This is a genomic window from Olleya sp. KKT75, from assembly GCF_055635485.1.
Genome location: NZ_CM145759.1, coordinates 2,970,001 through 2,992,119, shown reverse-complemented (window position 1 = coordinate 2,992,119; position 22,119 = coordinate 2,970,001). Strand labels below are relative to the sequence as shown.

At 31.6% G+C, this 22,119-nt stretch carries 18 protein-coding genes and 3 tRNA genes; 13 read left to right on the top strand and 8 right to left on the bottom strand.

Annotated features, from left to right (window positions below; all coding sequences use genetic code 11):
- The first annotated feature begins 113 nt into the window (after positions 1-113).
- From tsaD to ACZ2G2_RS13385, 7 genes are all read left to right on the top strand, one after another.
- On the top strand, positions 114-1,136 hold the full coding sequence (gene tsaD / locus ACZ2G2_RS13415) for a tRNA (adenosine(37)-N6)-threonylcarbamoyltransferase complex transferase subunit TsaD (protein ID WP_272023532.1): 1,023 nt from the start codon (positions 114-116) through the stop codon (positions 1,134-1,136).
- Positions 1,137-1,231: 95 nt separating this feature from the next.
- Positions 1,232-1,864 (top strand): peptidylprolyl isomerase, encoded by a 633-nt coding sequence (locus tag ACZ2G2_RS13410; RefSeq protein ID WP_090842324.1) that lies wholly within the window; start codon positions 1,232-1,234, stop codon positions 1,862-1,864.
- Complete coding sequence (locus ACZ2G2_RS13405; protein WP_470392666.1) at positions 1,865-2,569, top strand: 16S rRNA (uracil(1498)-N(3))-methyltransferase; 705 nt, start codon at positions 1,865-1,867, stop codon at positions 2,567-2,569.
- Between the two features lie 103 nt (positions 2,570-2,672).
- Entirely contained in the window at positions 2,673-3,314 is a 642-nt protein-coding gene (locus tag ACZ2G2_RS13400) for a DUF4159 domain-containing protein (protein WP_470392664.1), read from the top strand.
- Between the two features lie 39 nt (positions 3,315-3,353).
- Positions 3,354-3,860 (top strand): TrmH family RNA methyltransferase, encoded by a 507-nt coding sequence (locus ACZ2G2_RS13395; RefSeq protein WP_101202531.1) that lies wholly within the window; start codon positions 3,354-3,356, stop codon positions 3,858-3,860.
- A 24-nt stretch (positions 3,861-3,884) separates the two neighbouring features.
- A complete protein-coding gene (locus tag ACZ2G2_RS13390) occupies positions 3,885-4,979 on the top strand; it encodes an AI-2E family transporter (protein WP_470392663.1) in 1,095 nt (364 codons plus the stop codon).
- Positions 4,972-6,162: a THUMP-like domain-containing protein gene (locus tag ACZ2G2_RS13385; RefSeq protein WP_470392661.1), complete on the top strand. Its 1,191-nt coding sequence runs from the start codon at positions 4,972-4,974 to the stop codon at positions 6,160-6,162. Before ACZ2G2_RS13390 ends, ACZ2G2_RS13385 begins: the two co-directional genes overlap by 8 nt.
- Here the strand turns inward: ACZ2G2_RS13385 and ACZ2G2_RS13380 are convergent.
- The 5 genes from ACZ2G2_RS13380 to ACZ2G2_RS13360 all read right to left on the bottom strand — a co-directional run bounded on the left by ACZ2G2_RS13380 (position 6,159) and on the right by ACZ2G2_RS13360 (position 9,399).
- A complete protein-coding gene (locus tag ACZ2G2_RS13380) occupies positions 6,159-6,581 on the bottom strand; it encodes a hypothetical protein (protein WP_282067942.1) in 423 nt (140 codons plus the stop codon). The two genes, ACZ2G2_RS13385 and ACZ2G2_RS13380, sit on opposite strands and share 4 nt — an antisense overlap.
- Positions 6,582-6,953: 372 nt before the next feature.
- Positions 6,954-7,027: transfer RNA gene (locus ACZ2G2_RS13375), tRNA-Arg, on the bottom strand.
- A 29-nt stretch (positions 7,028-7,056) separates the two neighbouring features.
- Positions 7,057-7,131, bottom strand: a tRNA-Pro gene (locus ACZ2G2_RS13370).
- A gap of 46 nt (positions 7,132-7,177) precedes the next feature.
- Positions 7,178-7,266 (bottom strand) — tRNA-Ser (locus ACZ2G2_RS13365).
- A 90-nt stretch (positions 7,267-7,356) separates the two neighbouring features.
- Positions 7,357-9,399, bottom strand: coding sequence for an HD family phosphohydrolase (locus ACZ2G2_RS13360; protein ID WP_470392659.1), 2,043 nt, complete (start codon positions 9,397-9,399; stop codon positions 7,357-7,359).
- Positions 9,400-9,523: 124 nt separating this feature from the next.
- Between ACZ2G2_RS13360 and ACZ2G2_RS13355 the strand changes: the two genes are divergently transcribed.
- Positions 9,524-10,702, top strand: coding sequence for an acetyl-CoA C-acyltransferase (locus ACZ2G2_RS13355; protein ID WP_272023540.1), 1,179 nt, complete (start codon positions 9,524-9,526; stop codon positions 10,700-10,702).
- Between the two features lie 9 nt (positions 10,703-10,711).
- Positions 10,712-11,461, top strand: a complete 750-nt coding sequence (locus tag ACZ2G2_RS13350) for a C40 family peptidase (protein ID WP_101202505.1) — start codon at positions 10,712-10,714, stop codon at positions 11,459-11,461.
- A 293-nt stretch (positions 11,462-11,754) separates the two neighbouring features.
- On the opposite strand, the gene ACZ2G2_RS13345 is transcribed toward ACZ2G2_RS13350, so the two are convergent.
- Both ACZ2G2_RS13345 and gyrA read right to left on the bottom strand, forming a co-directional pair.
- Entirely contained in the window at positions 11,755-12,978 is a 1,224-nt protein-coding gene (locus tag ACZ2G2_RS13345; protein ID WP_470392658.1) for a tetratricopeptide repeat protein, read from the bottom strand.
- 28 nt (positions 12,979-13,006) lie between these two features.
- Entirely contained in the window at positions 13,007-15,559 is a 2,553-nt protein-coding gene (gyrA, locus tag ACZ2G2_RS13340) for a DNA gyrase subunit A (RefSeq protein WP_470392657.1), read from the bottom strand.
- A gap of 260 nt (positions 15,560-15,819) precedes the next feature.
- Between gyrA and ACZ2G2_RS13335 the strand changes: the two genes are divergently transcribed.
- From ACZ2G2_RS13335 to ACZ2G2_RS13325, 3 genes are all read left to right on the top strand, one after another.
- Positions 15,820-18,378, top strand: coding sequence for an ATP-dependent Clp protease ATP-binding subunit (locus ACZ2G2_RS13335; RefSeq protein WP_090842383.1), 2,559 nt, complete (start codon positions 15,820-15,822; stop codon positions 18,376-18,378).
- A gap of 70 nt (positions 18,379-18,448) precedes the next feature.
- Positions 18,449-18,838 (top strand): hypothetical protein, encoded by a 390-nt coding sequence (locus ACZ2G2_RS13330; RefSeq protein WP_470392655.1) that lies wholly within the window; start codon positions 18,449-18,451, stop codon positions 18,836-18,838.
- Positions 18,839-19,019: 181 nt separating this feature from the next.
- Positions 19,020-19,418 carry a hypothetical protein gene (locus tag ACZ2G2_RS13325; protein WP_090842351.1) on the top strand — a complete coding sequence of 133 codons (399 nt, stop codon included), beginning with the start codon at positions 19,020-19,022 and terminating at the stop codon, positions 19,416-19,418.
- Here the strand turns inward: ACZ2G2_RS13325 and hutH are convergent.
- On the bottom strand, positions 19,415-20,923 hold the full coding sequence (hutH, locus tag ACZ2G2_RS13320) for a histidine ammonia-lyase (protein WP_470392653.1): 1,509 nt from the start codon (positions 20,921-20,923) through the stop codon (positions 19,415-19,417). The two genes, ACZ2G2_RS13325 and hutH, sit on opposite strands and share 4 nt — an antisense overlap.
- Positions 20,924-21,049: 126 nt before the next feature.
- On the opposite strand from hutH, the gene ACZ2G2_RS13315 reads away from it, so the two are divergent.
- Positions 21,050-22,102 (top strand): TlpA family protein disulfide reductase, encoded by a 1,053-nt coding sequence (locus ACZ2G2_RS13315; protein ID WP_090842356.1) that lies wholly within the window; start codon positions 21,050-21,052, stop codon positions 22,100-22,102.
- The last annotated feature ends 17 nt before the right edge of the window (positions 22,103-22,119 follow it).

Below are 22,119 nucleotides of genomic sequence, written 5' to 3'. Positions count from 1 at the left end.
TTTAAGCTTAAAAATTATATATAATATCTTACTTTTGCTTTTAAGTAAACAAAAGTAATTTAGTTGTTAATCATTACACCAAAATTAACAATTATTATGCCTAAAAATACCTAATGACTACACAAAATATTTATATCCTCGGAATTGAAAGCTCTTGTGACGATACTGCTGCCTCTATTATATATAATGGAAAGATATTAAGTAACGTTGTTGCAAGCCAAAAAATACATGAAGAATACGGTGGTGTTGTACCTGAATTAGCCTCTAGAGCGCACCAACAAAACATCGTACCTGTTGTAGATCAAGCTTTAAAAAAAGCAGGAATAACTAAATCTCAACTTAGTGCTGTAGCTTTTACTAAAGGACCAGGATTAATGGGAAGTTTATTAGTGGGTACATCTTTTGCCAAATCGTTGGCATTCGGATTAAACATCCCATTAATTGATGTTAACCATATGCAAGCACATATTTTAGCTCATTTTATTGACGAAGATGGATTTAACAAACCGCCTTTTCCTTTTTTAGCAATGACCATTTCTGGCGGACACACGCAAATTGTAAAGGTGAACCACTATTTTGATATGGAGGTTATTGGAGAAACAATTGATGATGCTGTTGGAGAAGCGTTTGATAAAAGCGGAAAAACATTAGGCTTAGGTTATCCTGCGGGTCCTAAAATTGATAAATTAGCAAAATTAGGTAATCCAAAGGCTTTTAAATTTACAAAACCAAGAGTAGATGGTTTAAACTTTAGCTTTTCAGGTTTTAAAACGGCTGTTTTATATTTTATCCAAAAGCAAGTCAAGTTAAATCCTAATTTTATAGAAGAAAACTTAAATGATATTTGCGCCTCCATACAGTATACAATTATTGGTATTTTAACGGATAAACTTAAGTTAGCAGTTAAACAAACCAGTATCTCTCATATCGCTATTGGTGGTGGTGTGTCGGCAAATTCTGGCATAAGACAAGCTTTAAAAGATGGTGAAGCAAAACACGGATGGACAACCTATGTTCCTAAATTTGAATTTACAACAGATAATGCAGCAATGATAGCAATTGTGGGTTATCTTAAATTTTTAGATGGTGATTTTGCCGAACAAAATGTAATGGCAAATTCTAGATTAAAAATATAAATACAATATCTAAAACCTAAAACTACTGTTAACAATCACAACTAAAACTATTTATTTTTGTTTTTTTGCTGAAATTAAAACACATACACTACCCAATGAAATTTTTACTTTACCTTACTATCTGTCTATTGTCGGTCTCTACTTTTGCTCAAAGAGCTTTAAAAAAAGAATTAGACACCATTACAACGGTTGCACAAGCTGAAAAATTTTTAGAAACAAAAAAGTCTAGAAAAAATAAAATATTAATCTTTAATGAAGAAAAGCATAAAACTAAGCTAGCAACAAAGCTTTTAAGCACAAGCGTTGGAAGTACAGAAGTTGTAAAGACAGAATTTAATGTCACACATTATAAAGTGGTTGATAGGACAGATGACAGGCACTACAGGCTTAGTTATATCTACTTTGATGGAAATAAAATAGAAGCTTCCAAAATTGTAGAATACAAAAACAATATTTTAAAATCTTACGAAGATGGTGTTAGATTTGACGATTTAGCTAAACGTTACTCGATGGACAGAAACGCTAAACGTGGTGGAGATTCTGGATGGTTAAAAGAAGGAAGCATGCCAATTGAAGTAGAAAATGAAGCGTTTAATTTGGATCACAAATTAGGAGAAATTTATACTGTAAGAATACCTGAACCTAATGGTTTTTATGTGATCTTAAAAACGGAACGCATTAAGAAAATCAAAGAAATTAAAGTACTTAAAGTAATAGCAAAAGATTAAATGCAACTATTTTACAATCCAGACATACAGCCCGATACAACCCAATTTTCTTTTCCTAAAGACGAAAGCAGGCACATTGTTAAAGTCTTAAGAAAACAAACGGGAGACACCCTAAATATTACCAATGGTAAAGGGTATTTGTTTGAAGCTGAAATTACTATTGCTGATCAAAAAAACTGTGTTGTTACTATTTTAGAAACCACCTTGCAACAACCACAACATTACAAATTGCATTTAGCAGTAGCACCAACAAAAATGAATGATCGTTACGAGTGGTTTCTTGAAAAAGCTACCGAAATTGGAATTACAAGCATAACGCCAATTATCTGCGATCATAGCGAAAGGAAAGTCGTGAAATTAGAGCGGTTTAATAAGATTATCCAATCTGCAATGAAGCAATCTCTAAATTGCTACTACCCTATTTTAAATGAACCATTACATTTTAAAGACTTTTGTAATCAAGAATTTTCTGGAGATACATTTATTGCGCATTGTGAAGAAACAGACAAAAAGTCGTTAAAATCTCAGGTATTACCTAAAAACGAAATCACCATTTTAATTGGACCAGAAGGTGACTTCTCTATAAAAGAAATAGAATTAGCTATTAAAAATAATTTTACTCCAGTAACTTTAGGACAAACAAGATTACGCACGGAAACTGCTGCTATAGTAGCTTGTCATAGTGTTGCTTTTATAAATGAATAGCAACAATACAAATACAACTTACATTGTTTAGATTTTTGACAATCATAAAATAGAAACAGAAGTATTATCTTTAGTAAATAAAATTGAAACTGAATATTTATAAATGAAAAACATTCTAACATTATTTCTTTTTCTATCTACTTTCAATAGTTTCTCTCAAGACTTAGCGATACTTAAATATAAAGGTGGCGGAGATTGGTACAGTAATCCTACAGCCATTCCTAATCTTATCAAGTTTTGCAACGAAAATATTGACACACAAATCAACGAAAAAACAGAAACCGTTGAAGCAAATAGTATAGATATATTTAGATTTCCATTGTTACATATGACAGGTCATGGAAATGTGCTGTTTGAAGAAGACGATGTAGACAACTTACGTAACTATTTGCAATCTGGTGGTTTTTTGCATATCGATGATAATTACGGTATGCAGCCATATATAGTCAAAGAACTAAAAAAAATATTCCCGAATCAAGACTTAGAAGAATTACCAAGCACACATCCTATTTTTAGTACAGCTTTCACTTTTAAAGAAGGCTTGCCTAAAATTCATGAACACGATGGTAAACGCCCGCAAGCCTTTGGTTTGTATTATAAAACTAGGTTAGTTGTTCTTTTTACTTTTGAAAGCGATTTAGGTGATGGATGGGAAGATCAAGAAGTACACAACGACGATGACGCCATCCGTCTAAAAGCTTTAAAAATGGGAGCTAATATTGTAAAATATGCTTTCGAAAATTAAATCTTTTGGAAATTAACTTATTAAAACAATTGCCAATCCATGCAACTAACGCATTATACTTCAAAATTTAAACAACATCAATTTCCTATAACTGTTATTTGCGAAAACGTTACAAACGCGCCAAATATTGGTAGTCTATTTAGAGCTTGTGATGCTTTTGGAATAGAAAAACTAATTTTTTGTGGTGCAGATATTCCGTTAGGACGAAAAATGACTAAAACTTCTCGTGCGACAGAAAAAGTAGTTAATTATCAAGTTGAAGACTCAGCACTTGAAACCGTAAGCAATTTAAAAAAAGAAGGTTATAAAATTGTAGCTTTAGAAATAACTTCGGACAGTAAAACCATAAGTCAGTGCCAATTTAACTCAAAACAACCTATCGCATTAATTATTGGTGATGAGAATTTTGGGGTTTCTGAAGCCATTTTAAAACTAACTGATACCGTTGTACATATAGATATGTTTGGGCAAAATAGTAGCATGAATGTAGTCCAAGCAACAAGTATTTGTTTATATGAAATTACTAAACAGTTAGCACAAAAATAAAATTCAATATTTTATATTTACAGTATGACATCAAGAACAATATCAAATGGAATTTTAAGGGCTGCAGCAACATTAGTTGGTGTTGTTATACTTTTATGGTTTTTATATAAAATACAATCTGTAATAGTTTATTTAGTAATTGCTGGTATCGTTGCTTTATTAGGGCGTCCGTTAGTGGTGTTCTTAAAAAGCAAACTAAAATTCTCGGATACTTTAGCTGTGGTTTCTACCATGGTTATTTTTCTTGCACTAATCTTTGGTGTAATTAGTCTTTTTATACCCTTAATTATAGAACAAGGTCAAAACTTAGCTTTATTAGATATTGATTTATTACAAACCAATATTGAAAACTTATATAAAGAAGTTATTAGTCATTTTGGATTAAGTTCTTCTACAGTTGAAGAGTCTATAAAAGACTCTAAATTTATGTCAAGTATTAATTTTGGTATAATACCAGAATTTTTAAACTATTTAATTGCCGGTTTTGGAAGCTTTAGTATTGGTCTATTTTCAATACTATTTATATCCTTTTTCTTCCTAAAAGATAGTAAACTAATGAGTACAGGATTGGTTACTATATTACCTAAAAAACATGAAAAAAGATTAAGAGAGTCATTTGTTACAATACGCGATTTACTAACACGATATTTTGGAGGATTACTATTACAGTTGTTAATACTGTTCACAATTTACTCAATTGTTCTTTTAATCTTTGGAATACAAAATGCAGTAATTATAGCAACACTTTGTGCTCTATTAAATATAATTCCATACGTTGGTCCTATTATTAGCGCCTTTTTACTAATACTTTTAAGTATGTCTAGCAATTTAGGAGAAAGTTTTAGCGATGTTATACTTCCAAAGACCATTTACGTAATGGTTGGGTTTTTAATAGCACAATTAGTAGATAATTTTGTTAGCCAACCTTTTATATTTTCAAAAAGTGTAAAATCTCATCCCTTAGAAATATTTTTAGTTATTATTATCGCTGGATTATTATTTGGTATTGTTGGTATGATAGTCGCTATTCCAATGTACACAGTACTTAAAGTGATTTCTAAAGAGTTTTTATCAGAATACAGAGTGGTTGACAAATTAACTAAAGGTTTAGATGATTAAGTTTAATAAGGCCATTCTTGATAGCGACATACAAGATTTTATAAACGCTAACATAAACTCTGACATATCTAAATTAGCGCTAAAAGGTATTCCCTTTTCTGAGTATTTAAAACAAGATATCTTTACACAAATAGAAGCAAAAAAAAGATGTCAAAAAAAGCTTCCTACTTGGTTTAACACGCCAAACATTTACTATCCAACAAAATTAAATATAGAGCAAACGTCCTCAGAGATTACAGCAAAGTATAAAGCTAATTTAGTTTCAGGAGAAGCATTAATAGACTTAACTGGAGGATTTGGGGTAGACAGTTTGTATTTTGCTAAAACGATACAATCTGTCGTGCATTGTGATATAAACAAAACGCTATCTGAAATAGTCGCTTATAATGCTTCTATCTTAAAAATTAAAAATAGCAACTTTTATCCCCAAAACGGAATAGAGGTTTTACAAAACATAACCACCAAATTAGATTGGATATATGTTGACCCCTCTAGAAGAAATGATATAAAAGGAAAAGTGTTTTTATTAAAAGACTGTTTACCAAATATACCTGAGCATTTAAATTTTCTATTTACAAAGGCCAAAAATGTTTTGATTAAAACCTCTCCTCTTTTGGATTTAACTTCTGGTATAAACGAACTTCAAAATGTAAAATCAATACATTGTGTTGCTGTCAATAATGAAGTTAAAGAACTATTGTGGGTGTTAGAAGAAGGTTTTGAGGGCGCAATAAGAATTAATACAGTAAATCTTAAAAATAACGAAGAACAAGAGTTTTCTTTTTTATTAGGTGATGAAAATAAAGAAGATCCTGACTACAGCCAGCCTCTAACCTATTTATACGAACCTAATGCAGCCATTTTAAAGTCCGGAGCGTTTAACAGTGTCGCAAGTCAGTTAAAGCTTTTTAAGTTGCACAAACACGCGCATTTATACACTAGTGATACATTAATTAAATTTCCAGGAAGAATATTTAAAATTGAAACTAGTATTAATTACAACAAAAAGGAATTCAATAAAAAAATAGGATTAAAACAAGCTAATATAACGACTCGTAACTTTCCTGAGTCAGTAGCCAAAATAAGAGAAAAGCTTAAAATAAAAGATGGTGGTAAAAACTATTTGTTTTTTACCACCAATTTAGACAATTCAAAAATCACTATTCTTTGCTCTAAACTTTAGTTTAGACTATTTACTATAGGTGTGTCAATTTTATTTTGAGCATTAACAACAATTTCAATTTCTGAGCAGTTATTAATATTTATAGCTATTTTATCATCAGAAACACCAATAACATTACTGTCCAAATTAAAAATAGTATCTCCTTCTGTAAAACTAATCCAAGAAGTACTTGCACCTGCAGCTACATCTACAAATTCAATCATATTACTATCAGAATCTATGATTTGAAAAGTAAAAGCGACAGTTCCGTTGTTTATTAGTTTTGTTTTTGGGTCTTGATCATTGCAAGATTGATTTGCTTCGGCTGCATTTTGACTTACTGTACTTTTACTTACGGCATCATCCAAAGACTCTACAGTACAACTAGATACAGTTAATAATAAACAAATTGCAACTGATAATTTTAATAGATATTTCATTATTTTTTCAAGTTTAAACCAGCAAATAAATATGCTGAATTTGGGGCTGCAAAAGTACCATTTAAAAGAGGATAAAAAATTTGTACACTTAAAAAAATAGCTGAATCGATGAAAAACAAAATAAATCGATATAGTGTTAAAAACTAAACCGTTAGTAAAATATAAAGGCGATAAAAAATAAGTAAATCGTAAATATTTAATTACTCAAGAAACTAATTGCCTTGAAAAATTTGGACAATAACTAGAACAAAATAGTAATAAAACAAATTGTAATAAAACTAAAATAGAACAGAACTATAACTAATTAAAGACTATTAGTTAAGAAAACTATATAAAACAAAAAAGCCTCACTATTTCTAGTGAAGCTTTGAGTGAGCCCTTCAGGATTCGAACCTGAGACCGCCTCCTTAGAAGGGAGGTGCTCTATCCAGCTGAGCTAAGAGCCCGTAGTTTTATTGTTTCTACGAAAACAGTGTCGGGGTGGCAGGATTCGAACCTGCGGCCTCCACGTCCCAAACGTGGCGCGATAACCGGGCTACGCTACACCCCGAAAAACGGTTATCTTAAATCAAAATACAATTTTGATAAAAAAATTGCGGAGAGACAGGGATTCGAACCCTGGGTAAGTTTTAACACCTACGACGATTTAGCAAACCGTTCCTTTCGGCCACTCAGGCACCTCTCCGTTATTGTAATGAACTTGCAAGTAATTGCGGGTGCAAATTTAGAATACTTTATTAAATATCACAACCTTTTTTCAAGTTTTTTTTGAATTTTATTCAGGATATTCAATTCTCAAATGGTAAATATTTGCAAGCTTGCGCTTTAGCACTTTTTTAATTGATTCAATTTCTTTAAAAGTTATGTCCGCATTTAAAAATTGACCGTCATCTTTCTGTTTATTTATGATATTTTCGACAAAATTATCAATTTTACTAGAGGTTGGCTCCTTCAAACTTTTAGAAGCTGCCTCTACACTATCACACATCATTAATATTGCAGTTTCTTTACTAAAAGGTTTTGGACCTGGATATGTAAAGTCATTAATGTCTACATCTTCATGATTGGCTTTCTCCTTCATATAAAAATAATAGACCTGACTTGTACCATGGTGCGTTCTAATAAAATCAATAACACGATCTGGTAAATTATTTTTCTTTGCTATTTCAATACCATCCAAAACATGATTTATAATTATTTTAGCGCTTTCTTTTGGCGATAATTCATCATGACTATTAATTCCTGAAGATTGATTTTCGGTAAAATACGTCGGAGACTTCATCTTACCAATATCATGATACAATGCCCCTACTCTAACTAACATCGCATTCGCATTAATTTCGTTAGCAGAAGCTTCAGCTAAATTAGCAACATTTAAAGAGTGATGAAACGTTCCTGGTGCTTTATTAGACAACTCTTTTAATAGTTTCGAATTAGTATCAGACAATTCTAATAAAGACACATCGGACACTAATCCAAATAACTTCTCGTAAACGTAGATTAACGGTTGTACAAATAGCGTGGCTAATCCACATAATACAAATAACCCAAAAGTTTCCCATTTCAAATTATCTATACTAGCTTCATGAATTACAAAAAAGGCGAAATAAGCGATGATATACACCAAAGTTATCTGACCCACGGAAATAAATAGATTTGCTCTTTTATATAGCTCTGATACCGTTAGGATGGTAACAATACCCGCTATGATCTGAAGAAACATATACTCATAACTATTAGGCACTATAGATCCTAACAATAATACTGTAATAACGTGAGTAAATAATCCAAGACGTGCATCAAAAAAGGCTTTTAAAACTAAAGGTAATATCGCAATTGGAACCAAATAAACGTACTCTGAATTGTAGTTAACAATCAAAGTCGTTAATAATACCATTATAAAAACATTAAAAAAGATGAAGGTTACTTTTGTGTTATTTTTATAAACATCTAACCTATACTTTCTTATAAAAAGCAACAACATTAATAGCGCCAAAGCTACTAATAAAGTATAAGCAAAAATTATCCAATTATAACTTGACTTACTCCAAACTTGAGATTCGTATTCTTTAGATAAAGATGTTAGTACTTGATACTTTTCGTCATTAACAACTTCTCCTTTAGAGATTATTAAAGTCCCTTTATCCACTACACCTCTATTTTTAGAAATCTTACTTAAAGATTCGTTTAACACATTATCTGTTAAAGCGCGATTGTAAGTTAAATCCGATTTTATAACATCAAAAAACAAAGCGGTTAATCTATTAGAATACGCTTCTAAAGAACTTCCTTTTAATTCTTTATCAATCGTAGTTTTTATAGCACCTAATTTTTGTAAATTAGAATATGTAGTTATTTTTTTCTCAACATTATCTACTAAAATAACTACTTTATCTTGATCATTTAAATCTAAATCTTGACTTAAAATACCATATTTATAAAAGTCTTTCAAAATAGAAAACCCTTTAGATTTTATCTTTTTGTAATCCCGTAGTGTATCATTAAATACTTTGCCAAAGTTCTCTTCAAAACTATCACTAACTTCTGCTGCTAAATCTGCTTTCTTGTTAAAAAAACGACTAGTTTGAGAAATAATAATCGCATTTTCGTTTAAAACTTCAACATTAGATTTTTGAATGGCAAAATTAAAAGGAGCGTACAGATTTTCTGTTTGCCAAGGCTTACCTTTCTCAAAATTATATTTAAACCGTCCACTTTTAGGAAAAATAAAGACTATTAAAATAGTAGTAACTACAAATAGTAATATTTTATAAAATTGCGAATGATTTTTATAAATCGCGTTAATATGATCTTTCATGCTTAAAACTCGTGTTTTTCAAATGTAACAATTTATAATACTACAATTAACCTATAATATTAAGATTACAGTAAAATTTTCTAAAAAAATTAGTAATTTCGTGCTTTACTAAATAATAGATATTATGAGCAAAGAAGTTGTTATTGTTTCTGCAGCTAGAACACCAATTGGTAGTTTTTTAGGTGCTTTAAGTACTGTTCCTGCTACAAAGTTAGGAGCTATTGCTATAAAAGGAGCTTTAGATAAAATAAATTTAAACCCAGAATTAGTACAAGAAGTATTAATGGGTAATGTTGTACAAGCTGGTAATGGTCAAGCACCTGCTAGACAAGCAGCTATATATGCCGGAATACCTAATACTGTGCCATGTACAACTATAAATAAAGTATGTGCTTCAGGTATGAAAACAGTTATGCAAGCTGCACAAAGTATTGCTTTGGGTGATGCTGATATAATTGTTGCTGGTGGAATGGAAAACATGAGTATGATCCCGCATTACTTTCATGCTAGAACTGGAACTAAATTTGGTCCAGGTACACTAATTGATGGTATGCAAAAAGATGGATTAGTTGATGCTTACGACCAAAATGCAATGGGCGTTTGTGCTGATGCTTGTGCTACTGAGTATAACTTCTCTAGAGAAGACCAAGACGCTTACGCTATCCAAAGTTATAACAGATCTTCAGCTGCGTGGGAAGCAGGTAAATTTGATAATGAAATTGTTCCTGTTGAAGTACCACAAAGAAGAGGAGAACCAGTAATAGTTAGTAAAGATGAAGAATTTACTAATGTGAAAATGGAAAAAATACCTGCTTTACGTCCTGCTTTTTCAAAAGACGGTACAGTAACTGCTGCTAATGCTTCAACTATTAATGATGGTGCAGGCGCAATGGTATTAATGAGTGCTGATAAAGCTAAAGAATTAGGTTTAAAACCTCTTGCAACTATAAAAAGTTACGCTGATGCTGCGCACGAACCTAAATGGTTTACAACTGCCCCTTCTAAAGCGTTACCAAAAGCAATAGAAAAAGCAGGCATGTCAATTGACGATATTGACTTTTTTGAATTTAACGAAGCTTTTGCTGTTGTTGGATTAGCTAATATGAAAATTTTAGGATTAAACGATTCTAATGTAAATGTTAATGGTGGTGCTGTTTCTTTAGGTCATCCATTAGGATGTTCTGGTGTTAGAATACTAATTACCTTATTAAATGTGTTAGAACAAAATAATGCTAAAATAGGAGCTGCAGCCATTTGTAATGGTGGTGGTGGTGCCTCTGCTGTAATTATTGAACGTCACTAAAAAGACCTAATGCAATTCGGAATCTGTAATTTAAGTATTGTTCCTTTAAGACTTGAAACCTCTGATACAAGCGAGTTAGTCTCGCAGGTTATTTATGGAGAAACATTTAAAGTTTTAGAGCAGCGCAAGCAATGGAGTAAAATAAGATTAGCTTTTGATAAATACGAAGGCTGGATTGATAATAAGCAATATATTGAAATTACAGAAGAGCAATACCATCTAATAAACAGTCAACCTCTTAAATTGTCAACTGATTTAGTTGAATTTATTCAGGATAAAAATAACCAGTTAAATACTATTGTCTTAGGTTCTCAATTAAATGGTTTAGACTTAATGCAACATGCTTTTGAAGGTGATTTTTGTGATAAGAAAAATTTAAAAGAAGAAATAATTACGACTGCATTTCAGTACCTAAACACGCCATATCTATGGGGTGGTAAAACACCGTTTGGAATTGATTGTAGTGGCTTTACCCAAATGGTTTATAAACTTAATGGTTATAAATTATTACGTGATGCCTCTCAACAAGCAACACAAGGAGAAGCTTTAAGTTTTATAGAGGAAAGTGAGCCAGGTGATTTAGCCTTTTTTGATAATAATGAAGGAAGCATTATACATGTTGGAATTATTATGCAAGATAATTATGTTATCCATGCTCATGGACAAGTAAGAATTGACAGATTAGATCATACAGGTATATATAATGCAGACAGGCGCATGCATACGCACAAATTACGAGTCATTAAAAAGATTATATAATAGAGAAAAAAGCCTTCAGAAATGAAGGCTTTTTTAGTACTACAGCATAGTGTTTTAGATTGTACTACTCGCATTAAATATTTAAGTTTTGCATCCTCATAAAGTATGTTTATAATATTTAGCACACTTAAACTAACTTCTGTGACTTCTATAATTATTTACTAAGCAAATACTACTTTTCGATATTATAAGATATACTATCAATCTACCTAACCATACTTAAAATTGGACATAAAAAAAAGCCTTCATTACTGAAGGCTTTTTTTATTATTGAGTTTTGTTATAAATATAACTTAAATCTTTTTTGCTTTAATTGCTTTAGCTTTATCGTCTTGACCAACAGCACCATAAATACTAACCAAAGTATCAATGATTTTATTGTCTGGAGCGATCTCTACAACTTTCTCTAAATATGGAATTGCTTCGTTATATAAAGATAATCTATTTGCTTTAAGCTCATCATATTTTCTATTATCTGCAGCAGAAGTACCTAAACTATTCATTTGATCGATTATTGACTGTTCGTCAGCTAAAATCAATACAGCTAAATTAGTTAATGTATTTGCGTTAGTTGGATCAATCTCTAAAGATTTAGAATAATACGTTTTAGCTTTTTCAGAATTACCTGAATCGTTTGCTAATACAGCTAAATTGTAAAGCAACTCTGAGTTGTTAGGATCATTCTTTAATGCTTGACTAATTAACTCTTCATATTTTGCTGTATTCCCTAATTTATATTGAAGGTTTGCTTCAGTAACTAATAAGTTAGAATCGTTTGGATTAGCATCTCTAGCTTTTTTCATTGCTGCTAAAGCCTTTTCAGTCTCACCTTTGTTAGTATAAATAATTACAATATTTTTAGTAATTTCACCTTGTCTAGACTCTGTTTGTCTTTCTCCAGGATTAGTATGCGTTTTTAATCTCACATAATTATCTCTTACATTTTTATCAAGAACTTCTTCTTTTCCCTCTAAATTAGTAGCAAAATATTCTGTTTCTACTCCTGTATAGTTTAATTCATCAAGCATAACATAGTATCTTAATGCTTCGTCCATATCTTGTGCTGTTAATGCACTAACTGCTGCATAATATAAGTAAGAAGGATCTGTTTTGTTTACATTATAAAGATTTTCAAAACCTATTGCTGCATTAGCAAAATCCTTATTTGTATAAGAATTATTTGCTTTAGTAAGCAAACCATTTTCAATCGTTCTTTTTAATTTATCTCCTTCAACAGAATTATTTGATAACTTACCAAGTAACTCAACTGCTTTACTAATATCACCGTAAGATGCTGTACCATTTGCAAAAAAGGCATTAGCAGAAGCTAAATAATATTTATCTTTTAATTTACCATCCATAGCACCTTCCATAGATTGCAATTGTGTAACTAAACCTTTTGCTTCAGCATAGTTACTATTTTTTACTGCTTTTTCTAGAGCTTTGATTTCTTTTTTCTGCGCAATTGAGCTTACAGATACAAGTAACGCTATCCCAAGTATTAATTGTTTTTTCATTATTAGTTATTTTTAAATTTGTTGTTATTTATTCTTCTTCTGTAATATCAATAGTTGTGCCATCCTCTGCTTCAGTACTGTTTTCAACGCCTTCTAGAGTTTCATCTAGTTCCTCGTTTTCGTCTTTCATTACTTTTGCAACAGCTGCTATTGAGTCTTTACCTTTTAGGTTAATCAATTTAACTCCTTGAGTTGCTCTTCCCATAGTACGTAGACTTTCTACCGCCATTCTAATTGCAATACCCGATTTGTTAATTATCATTAAATCATCAGTATCTGTTACTGTTTTAATAGATACTAAACCACCTGTTTTTTCAGATATTGAAATGGTTTTAACTCCTTTTCCACCTCTGTTTGTAATTCTATACACTGCTTCTCCATCTTCTGGGTCGTCAATATAAGTACGCTTACCATATCCGTTTTCAGAAACCACAAGTACCGTTTCCTCTTGAGGGTTTTCTACGATCACCATCCCTATAGCTTCATCTTTTGGATGTGCTAAAGTAATACCTCTAACTCCAGAAGCATTTCTTCCCATTGGTCTAGTTTTAGCTTCTTCAAATCTAATAGCTTTACCAGATTTTAGTGCTATCATAACTTGACTATTACCAGTTGTTAATTTAGCTTCTAATAATTCGTCATCCTCCTTAATAGTAATAGCATTAATACCATTAGTTCTTGGTCTTGAATATTGCTCTAAAGAAGTCTTTTTAACTTGACCTTTTTTAGTTGCCATAATCACATAATGACTATTAATATAATCTTCATCTTTTAAATCTTGAGTACAAATAAACGCCATTACTTTGTCGTCTTGCTCAATATTTATAAGGTTTTGGATAGCTCTACCTTTAGACGTTTTACTTCCTTCTGGGATTTCGTAAACACGCATCCAGAAACATTTTCCTTTTTGAGTAAAGAATAACATATATTGGTGATTAGTACCAACAAATAAGTGTTCTAAGAAATCTTCATTCCTAGTAGTTGATGCTTTTTGACCAACACCTCCTCTATTTTGTGTCTTATACTCAGTTAAAGATGTACGTTTAATATAACCTGCATGAGAAATAGTAATAACTACTTGTGCATCCGGAATCATATCTTCGATACTTAAATCTCCACCAGCATATTCTATTACAGAACGACGCTCATCTCCATATTTTTCCTTAACAACTTGCAACTCGTCCTTAATAATAGTCATTCTTCTTTCCTTCTTAGCAAGAATGTCTTTAAGATCATCAATAGTTACCATGATATCATCATACTCGCTACGTAACTTGTCTTGTTCTAGACCAGTTAATTGGCGCAAACGCATCTCTACAATAGCTTTTGCTTGTATTTCAGAAAGTTTAAAACGTTCAATTAAATTAGCACGTGCTTCATCTGCATTATTGGAAGCTCTAATAATACTAATTACTTCGTCTATATTATCCGATGCAATTATAAGTCCTTCTAATATATGTGCTCTTTCTTCAGCTTTACGTAACTCATAAGTGGTACGTCTTACTACAACTTCATGTCTGTGCTCTACAAAATAATGAATCAATTCTTTTAGATTCAATAATTGAGGTCTTCCATTAACTAATGCAATATTGTTTACACTAAAAGAAGATTGTAATGCTGTATACTTATACAATTTATTAAGTACAATATTAGGTATAGCATCACGCTTTAAGATATAGACAATACGCATTCCATTTCTATCAGATTCATCTCTAATAGTAGAAATACCTTCAAGCTTTTTATCATTAACTAAGTCAGCAGTCTTTTTAATCATGTCTGCCTTATTGACCTGATACGGAATCTCCGTTACAATAACACACTCACGACCTTGCACTTCTTCAATAATAGCTTTGGCACGCATAACAATACGCCCTCTACCTGTATGAAAAGCTTCTTTTACACCATCATAACCATAGATTGTTCCTCCTGTAGGAAAATCTGGAGCTTTAATATGTGTAATTAACTCATCTATTTCAATATCATTGTTTTCAATGTAAGCAATAGTACCATCTACTACTTCCGTTAAATTGTGAGGAGGCATGTTTGTTGCCATACCTACAGCAATTCCAGATGCTCCATTTACTAAAAGACCCGGTATGCGTGTTGGTAAAACCGTTGGTTCTTCTAAAGTATCATCAAAGTTTAATTTATGGTCTACAGTTTCTTTATCAATATCTGCCAACATGTCTTCAGATATCTTACGCATACGTGCTTCTGTATAACGCATTGCAGCTGGACTATCTCCATCTACAGATCCAAAGTTACCTTGACCGTCTACTAACATATAACGTAAACTCCACTCTTGAGCCATACGTACCATTGCATCGTAAACTGATGTATCCCCGTGTGGGTGATACTTTCCTAAAACTTCCCCAACTATTCTTGCCGACTTTTTATGCGCTCCGGTTGCTCTAACACCCAGTTCATGCATACCATATAATACACGTCTGTGTACAGGTTTTAACCCGTCCCTAACGTCTGGTAATGCACGTGACACAATGACTGACATTGAATAATCAATGTAAGCCGATTTCATTTCATCTTCAATATTAATTGGAATGACCTTCTCTCCTTCTGCCATATATAAATTTAATTAGTTTTATTCATTATTTCAAAACACGCTAATATAAAACTTTCATTAGTAACCGTACGCCTTTTAAGTCTATTTTTTGATGTTTTTTATTAACAATTTGATTCCCTTTTTTAGTTAATAACTCAATTGTGCTTTATTTTGAAATTATCTGTACTTTCAAGCTTTAAACAATTAACATATTATTTAAGGTATAGTTTTTGCCATTAGTAAATATGTTTACTATTTTTAAAGCTGAAAGGAACAAATATATGGATGATAATTTTTCACCAAGAGTAAAAGACGTCATTGCCTATAGTAAGGAAGAAGCATTACGCTTAGGACATGACTTTATAGGTACTGAACATTTAATGCTTGGTTTATTAAGAGACGGGAACGGAAAAGCAATTAATATTTTAAATGCGTTAGATATTGATTTAAATCATTTAAGGCGAAAGGTCGAAATATTAAGTCCTGCTAATCCTAATACCATTATTACTTCTAACGAAAAGAAAAATTTGCACTTAACGCGTCAAGCAGAACGTGCATTAAAAACCACTTTTCTAGAGGCTAAACTGTTTCAAAGTACATCAATAAACACAGCACATTTATTATTGTGTATACTTAGAAACGAAAACGACCCTACAACTAAGCTTTTAAATAAGCTTAAAGTAGATTATGATAACGTTAAAGAACAATTTAAGTCTATGATAACAAACGACGATAACTTCGAAGACATAACTGGAGCACCAAAAGCTGAGTCATTTCAAGATGACCCATCTTCTGAAGACTCTAGTTCTAAAGACATATTTAATACTCCTGGGGGAGCTAAAGGAAACAAAAAATCTAAGACACCTGTGTTAGATAATTTTGGACGTGATTTGACAGCTATGGCTGAAGAAGGTAAACTTGACCCAGTGGTAGGACGAGAAAAAGAAATTGAGCGCGTATCTCAAATTTTATCTCGTCGTAAAAAGAACAACCCATTACTAATTGGTGAGCCAGGTGTTGGTAAATCAGCAATTGCTGAAGGATTAGCCAACAGAATTGTAAGTAAAAAAGTATCTCGTATATTATTTAATAAGCGCGTAGTTACTTTAGATTTAGCTAGTTTAGTTGCTGGTACTAAATATAGAGGCCAATTTGAAGAGCGTATGAAAGCGGTAATGAATGAGCTTGAAAAGAATGATGACGTTATTCTATTTATAGACGAAATTCATACTATTGTTGGTGCTGGTGGAGCTACAGGAAGTTTAGATGCTTCTAACATGTTTAAACCTGCATTAGCAAGAGGAGAAATCCAATGTATTGGAGCTACCACTCTTGATGAGTATAGACAATATATTGAGAAAGATGGTGCTTTAGAAAGACGTTTCCAGAAAGTAATTGTAGAACCAACTACTGTTGACGAAACTATTGAAATACTTAACAACATTAAAGGTAAGTATGAAGAACACCATAATGTATCCTATACTGACGAAGCTATTGCGGCTTGCGTAAAGTTAACCAACCGTTATATGACGGAACGTTTTCTTCCGGACAAAGCAATTGATGCCTTAGATGAAGCTGGCTCAAGAGTACACATTACCAACATAAGTGTACCAAAACAGATCATAGAATTAGAGAAAAAATTAGAGGACGTTAGAGAAACAAAAAATTCTGTTGTTAAAAAACAGAAATACGAAGAAGCAGCACGTTTACGTGATGACGAGAAACGTTTAGAGAAAGAATTAGCTGTTGCCCAAGAAAAATGGGAAGAAGACACCAAGTTACATAAAGAAATTGTTAGCGAAGATAATGTTGCAGATGTTGTAAGCATGATGACAGGAATACCTGTTAATCGTATTGCTCAAACCGAAAGTAACAAACTATCGCTATTACCAGACCTTATTAAAGGAAAAGTAATTGGTCAAGATGAAGCAGTTGCAAAAGTTGTAAAAGCGATACAACGTAACCGTGCTGGACTTAAAGATCCAAACAAGCCAATCGGGTCATTCATCTTTTTAGGTCAAACAGGAGTCGGTAAAACACAGTTAGCCAAGGTCTTATCTAATCAATTGTTTGATAGCGAAGATGCTATGATAAGAATCGACATGAGTGAGTACATGGAAAAATTTGCTATCTCAAGACTAGTAGGTGCACCTCCAGGATACGTAGGATATGAAGAAGGTGGTCAATTAACAGAAAAAGTACGTCGTAAACCTTACGCTGTAATTCTTTTAGATGAAATTGAAAAAGCACATCCAGATGTCTTTAATATGTTACTTCAGGTATTAGATGATGGTTATTTAACGGATAGTTTAGGTCGTAAAATCGATTTTAGAAATACTATCATTATAATGACATCAAATATTGGAGCAAGAAAATTAAAAGATTTTGGAACAGGTATTGGTTTTGGAACAGCTTCTCAAAAATCTCAGGAAGACGCAAATGCAAAAAGTGTTATTGAAAATGCACTTAAAAAATCGTTTGCTCCAGAATTTTTAAACAGAATTGATGATGTAGTTGTCTTTAATGCTTTAGAAAAAGAAGATATTAATAAAATTATTGATATCGAATTAGATAGACTGCTAAGACGTATTGACGGTTTAGGTTATAAATTAACTTTAACTGATGCTGCTAAAGATTATATCGCGGATAAAGGATTTGATAAACAATACGGTGCACGTCCTTTAAAGCGTGCTATTCAAAAGTATGTTGAAGATGCTTTAGCTGAAGAAATTATTAGCGCTAAACTGCAAGAAGGTGATAAAATAGTGATGGATTTAGATTCAAAAACTGACGAAATCACTATAGCAATAGAAAAAGCAGAAAAGCCTGCAGAATCTTAAGATTAAAAGTATATTTGCAAAATATTAAAAGCTTCACTAACTTTAGTGAAGCTTTTTTAATTGACTTAAAATGTACGCAAAAACAAAATTATCCTTCGGAACACTATTAGTTTCTAATAGTATCCTTATTTCGGAGATTAATGAAGGGGTTACTCTAAATAAAGAGCTGTCTGATGCCATCATTCATTTTGCAAAAGTCACTTTTCAAAATAGACCATTTGTTTATCTTACTAATAGAGTCAATTCTTATGCTGTAGATCCTATTATATATAGAGACGTCTCTCAAATTGAAACTTTGCGTGGTTTTGCTGTAGTCTCTCAAACGCTATCAGCTAGAAATGCGGAAATAGAGCGCTTATTTCTAAATAAGCCTTTTGAAATATTTTCTGATTTAGATAAAGCCAAAGCTTGGGCCTTAAAAAGATTAAAAGAAAACCAATCAGAATCTTTTATTGATTAAACCAATTAGTTTAAGTTATTCAAATCTATTCAATAACATTAAAACAATAATGAAAACTAGATCAAAATAAGTATTTTGACGAATAAAATGACTTTTAAGCGATAAATAGCTTAAATCATTCTGTTGTATTTATTTTTTTAGTCTACAATTAGTACCTTAAGTAGCCTAAGTAAATGCTATTATGAGTACAACAATAAAATTAAATTTCTGTTCCTTAGAAATTTTCAAAAAAAACAAAATAGTAATTGGTACAGTTAACGAAGGCGTACATCTTACTCCTGAATTAAGTGAGACCATTGTATTAACCGTTTTTAAACATTTAGGAGATTATCCAATGGTTTATATTACAAATCGCATAAACTCCTACTCTATTGATCCTACATTATATACCAATATTTCTAAAATCAAAAATATCATAGGATTTGGCGTGGTTTGTAATAAAACTAGGAAAACAGAAATTTCTGAAATAGAAAAACTGTTCTATAAAAACAAATTCAAACTATTTGAAACTATGGACAATGCCATGTTTTGGGCTATAAAAACACTTGAACATAACGCTATACGCGCGCAAATCTCTTAGAATAATTCATCTGAATCAATACCAATAGTCTGAATAAATGCAATAGATGCCTGAATATCATCATGCAAAATTTCGTCTTCTTTTATAAAAGGAACAACATCACGATAGCTAGATAAAAAGGCCTCTATAAAATCACTTGACTTTAATGGCGCTCTAAAAGCTAATGCTTGAGACGCATTAAACAACTCGATAGCTAAAACACGTTCTACATTATTTATTAAAGTATAGGCTTGTGTTGCTGCATTAGCACCCATACTAACATGATCTTCTTGACCATTACTAGATACAATACTATCAATACTGGCAGGAGATGCCAACTGCTTATTAGCACTTACAATACTTGCTGCAGTGTACTGCGGAATCATAAAACCAGAATTTAAACCTGGATTATCCACTAAAAATGCAGGTAAACCTCTTAGTCCTGAGACTAATTGAAACACACGTCTTTCCGATATATTTCCAATTTCCGCCATCGCTATTTTTAAATAATCTAAAGCTAACGCTAATGGTTGACCATGAAAATTACCTCCAGAGATAATCTCATCATCTTTTGCAAAAATATTAGGATTGTCCGTTACAGAATTAATTTCGGTAGTAAACGTTTTTTCAACAAAAGCAAGCGTATCCTTAGTTGCACCATGTACCTGTGGGATACATCTAAAACTATAAGGATCTTGCACGTGCTGTTTTTCTTGAGTAATAATTTCACTTCCTTCTAAAAAGTCACGCACACGTTTGGCTGTTTTTAATTGACCATTATGCGGTCTTACCAAATGTATTAATTCATTAAAAGGCTCTATTCTACCATCAAAAGCATCAATAGACACACTTCCTATTAAATCTGCTAAATAAGATAATTTATACGCTTTTAATAGTAAAGACGTACCATAAGCACTCATAAACTGTGTTCCATTAAGCAATGCTAATCCTTCTTTAGACTGCATCGTTATTGGTTCCCAATTAAATTGCTCTAACACTTGTTTTGCTTCTAAAGTTTCGCCTTTATAAAACACTTTTCCTTTACCAATTAATGGTAATGACATATGTGCTAAAGGTGACAAATCTCCAGAGGCACCTAAAGATCCTTGTGTGTAAACCAATGGTAAAACATCGTTATTATAAAAATCTATTAGACGTTGTACAGTTTTTAACTGTATTCCAGAATGTCCGTAGCTTAATGATTGTATTTTTAATAGCAACATTAATTTTACAATCTCATTAGGTACCAAATCTCCGGTACCACAAGCATGAGACATCATTAAATTCTCCTGAAGTTTCGTTAAATTTTCGGTACTAATCTTTACATTATATAAAGACCCAAATCCTGTATTAATTCCATAAATTGGTCTAGTTTCAGATTTTAGTTTTTCGTCTAAATAAGCTCTACACTCATTAATCTTAACAATAGATTGCTCTGATAATTCTAATTGTTTTTGTTCTAAAATTATCGATTGTATAGTCGCCAAATCTAATGGCGTTGAAGATATAATGTGCGTTGTTTTCATTTGCTTAATTTAACTAGTCAAAAGTCATCAATACTATAATAATATGCAAGTAATTGTTAATAATTAAAAAAAAACTTTATATCTATAAGAATTCTATATATTTTTGGTTTAAATAAAATTAAAACAATGAAAAAACTATTAGTTTGTATAGCAGCATTATCTATTGTTGCTTGCAAAAAGGAAGCCCCTAAAGATTATGCTACAATATCTGGTAAAATAGAAAATAAAAACAGTGACTCTTTATTTGTATACCAAGGTAGAGACTTTAAAAGAACGATAAAAGTTAATGAAGACGGAACGTTTAGTGATACACTAAAAGTTAAATCTGGAGTTTACGGATTATATGATGGTAAAGAGCAAACTAATATCTTTTTAGCTAATGATATGGATATCAAAATGACTTTAGACACTAAAGCATTTGATGAAACGATTGCTTTTTCTGGAAAAGGTGCTGAAAAAACTAATTTTTTAGGTGAAAAACTAAAATTTGAAGAAGGTTTAATTGATATCGAAGCTTTAAAAAGTTTAGATGAAACTGGATTGAATTCTAAAATGGAGAGTTTAAAAAATGAAATGATTGCTTTTTATGATAAAAACGTAAGCATTGACTCTACACTTATTGCACAATCTAAAGAACAAGTTAGCCCAATGCTAGACGGTTTAAAAGGATATGTATTAGGTGGTATTAAATTAAAACAAGAATTACCTGCAGGAACAGTGTCTCCTACTTTTGAAAATTACGAAAACTATAAAGGTGGAACAGTGTCTTTATCTGACTTAAAAGGTAAATATGTTTATGTAGATGTTTGGGCAACTTGGTGTGGACCTTGTATTGGCGAAATTCCTGCATTACAAACTTTAGAAAAAGATTACGAAGGTAAAAATATTGCTTTTGTAAGTATCTCTACAGATGATGGAAGAGGTTATAGAGCTGCAAGCAAAGAAGAATCTTTTAAATTATCTAAAGAAGCTTGGAGAAAAATGATTGCTGAAAAAGAAATGAGTGGTATTCAACTATTTGCTGATAAATCTTTCAGCTCTGATTTTGTTACAGGTTATAAAATTAACTCTATACCTAGATTTATCTTAATAGATCCAAATGGTAATATTGTTAATGCTGATGCTCCAAGACCATCATATCCAAAAATAAACGAGTACTTAAGTTCTTTCGGAATCTAAGCTAGTTTAAAACTGAT

What these genes read in the sequence shown, in the direction of transcription:
- tsaD (WP_272023532.1), top strand. Translation starts at nt 114, where the DNA reads ATGACTACACAAAATATTTATATCCTCGGAATTGAAAGCTCTTGTGAC.
- ACZ2G2_RS13410 (WP_090842324.1), top strand. Translation starts at nt 1,232, where the DNA reads ATGAAATTTTTACTTTACCTTACTATCTGTCTATTGTCGGTCTCTACT.
- ACZ2G2_RS13405 (WP_470392666.1), top strand. Translation starts at nt 1,865, where the DNA reads ATGCAACTATTTTACAATCCAGACATACAGCCCGATACAACCCAATTT.
- ACZ2G2_RS13400 (WP_470392664.1), top strand. Translation starts at nt 2,673, where the DNA reads ATGAAAAACATTCTAACATTATTTCTTTTTCTATCTACTTTCAATAGT.
- ACZ2G2_RS13395 (WP_101202531.1), top strand. Translation starts at nt 3,354, where the DNA reads ATGCAACTAACGCATTATACTTCAAAATTTAAACAACATCAATTTCCT.
- ACZ2G2_RS13390 (WP_470392663.1), top strand. Translation starts at nt 3,885, where the DNA reads ATGACATCAAGAACAATATCAAATGGAATTTTAAGGGCTGCAGCAACA.
- ACZ2G2_RS13385 (WP_470392661.1), top strand. Translation starts at nt 4,972, where the DNA reads ATGATTAAGTTTAATAAGGCCATTCTTGATAGCGACATACAAGATTTT.
- ACZ2G2_RS13380 (WP_282067942.1), bottom strand. Translation starts at nt 6,581, where the DNA reads ATGAAATATCTATTAAAATTATCAGTTGCAATTTGTTTATTATTAACT.
- ACZ2G2_RS13360 (WP_470392659.1), bottom strand. Translation starts at nt 9,399, where the DNA reads ATGAAAGATCATATTAACGCGATTTATAAAAATCATTCGCAATTTTAT.
- ACZ2G2_RS13355 (WP_272023540.1), top strand. Translation starts at nt 9,524, where the DNA reads ATGAGCAAAGAAGTTGTTATTGTTTCTGCAGCTAGAACACCAATTGGT.
- ACZ2G2_RS13350 (WP_101202505.1), top strand. Translation starts at nt 10,712, where the DNA reads ATGCAATTCGGAATCTGTAATTTAAGTATTGTTCCTTTAAGACTTGAA.
- ACZ2G2_RS13345 (WP_470392658.1), bottom strand. Translation starts at nt 12,978, where the DNA reads ATGAAAAAACAATTAATACTTGGGATAGCGTTACTTGTATCTGTAAGC.
- gyrA (WP_470392657.1), bottom strand. Translation starts at nt 15,559, where the DNA reads ATGGCAGAAGGAGAGAAGGTCATTCCAATTAATATTGAAGATGAAATG.
- ACZ2G2_RS13335 (WP_090842383.1), top strand. Translation starts at nt 15,820, where the DNA reads ATGGATGATAATTTTTCACCAAGAGTAAAAGACGTCATTGCCTATAGT.
- ACZ2G2_RS13330 (WP_470392655.1), top strand. Translation starts at nt 18,449, where the DNA reads ATGTACGCAAAAACAAAATTATCCTTCGGAACACTATTAGTTTCTAAT.
- ACZ2G2_RS13325 (WP_090842351.1), top strand. Translation starts at nt 19,020, where the DNA reads ATGAGTACAACAATAAAATTAAATTTCTGTTCCTTAGAAATTTTCAAA.
- hutH (WP_470392653.1), bottom strand. Translation starts at nt 20,923, where the DNA reads ATGAAAACAACGCACATTATATCTTCAACGCCATTAGATTTGGCGACT.
- ACZ2G2_RS13315 (WP_090842356.1), top strand. Translation starts at nt 21,050, where the DNA reads ATGAAAAAACTATTAGTTTGTATAGCAGCATTATCTATTGTTGCTTGC.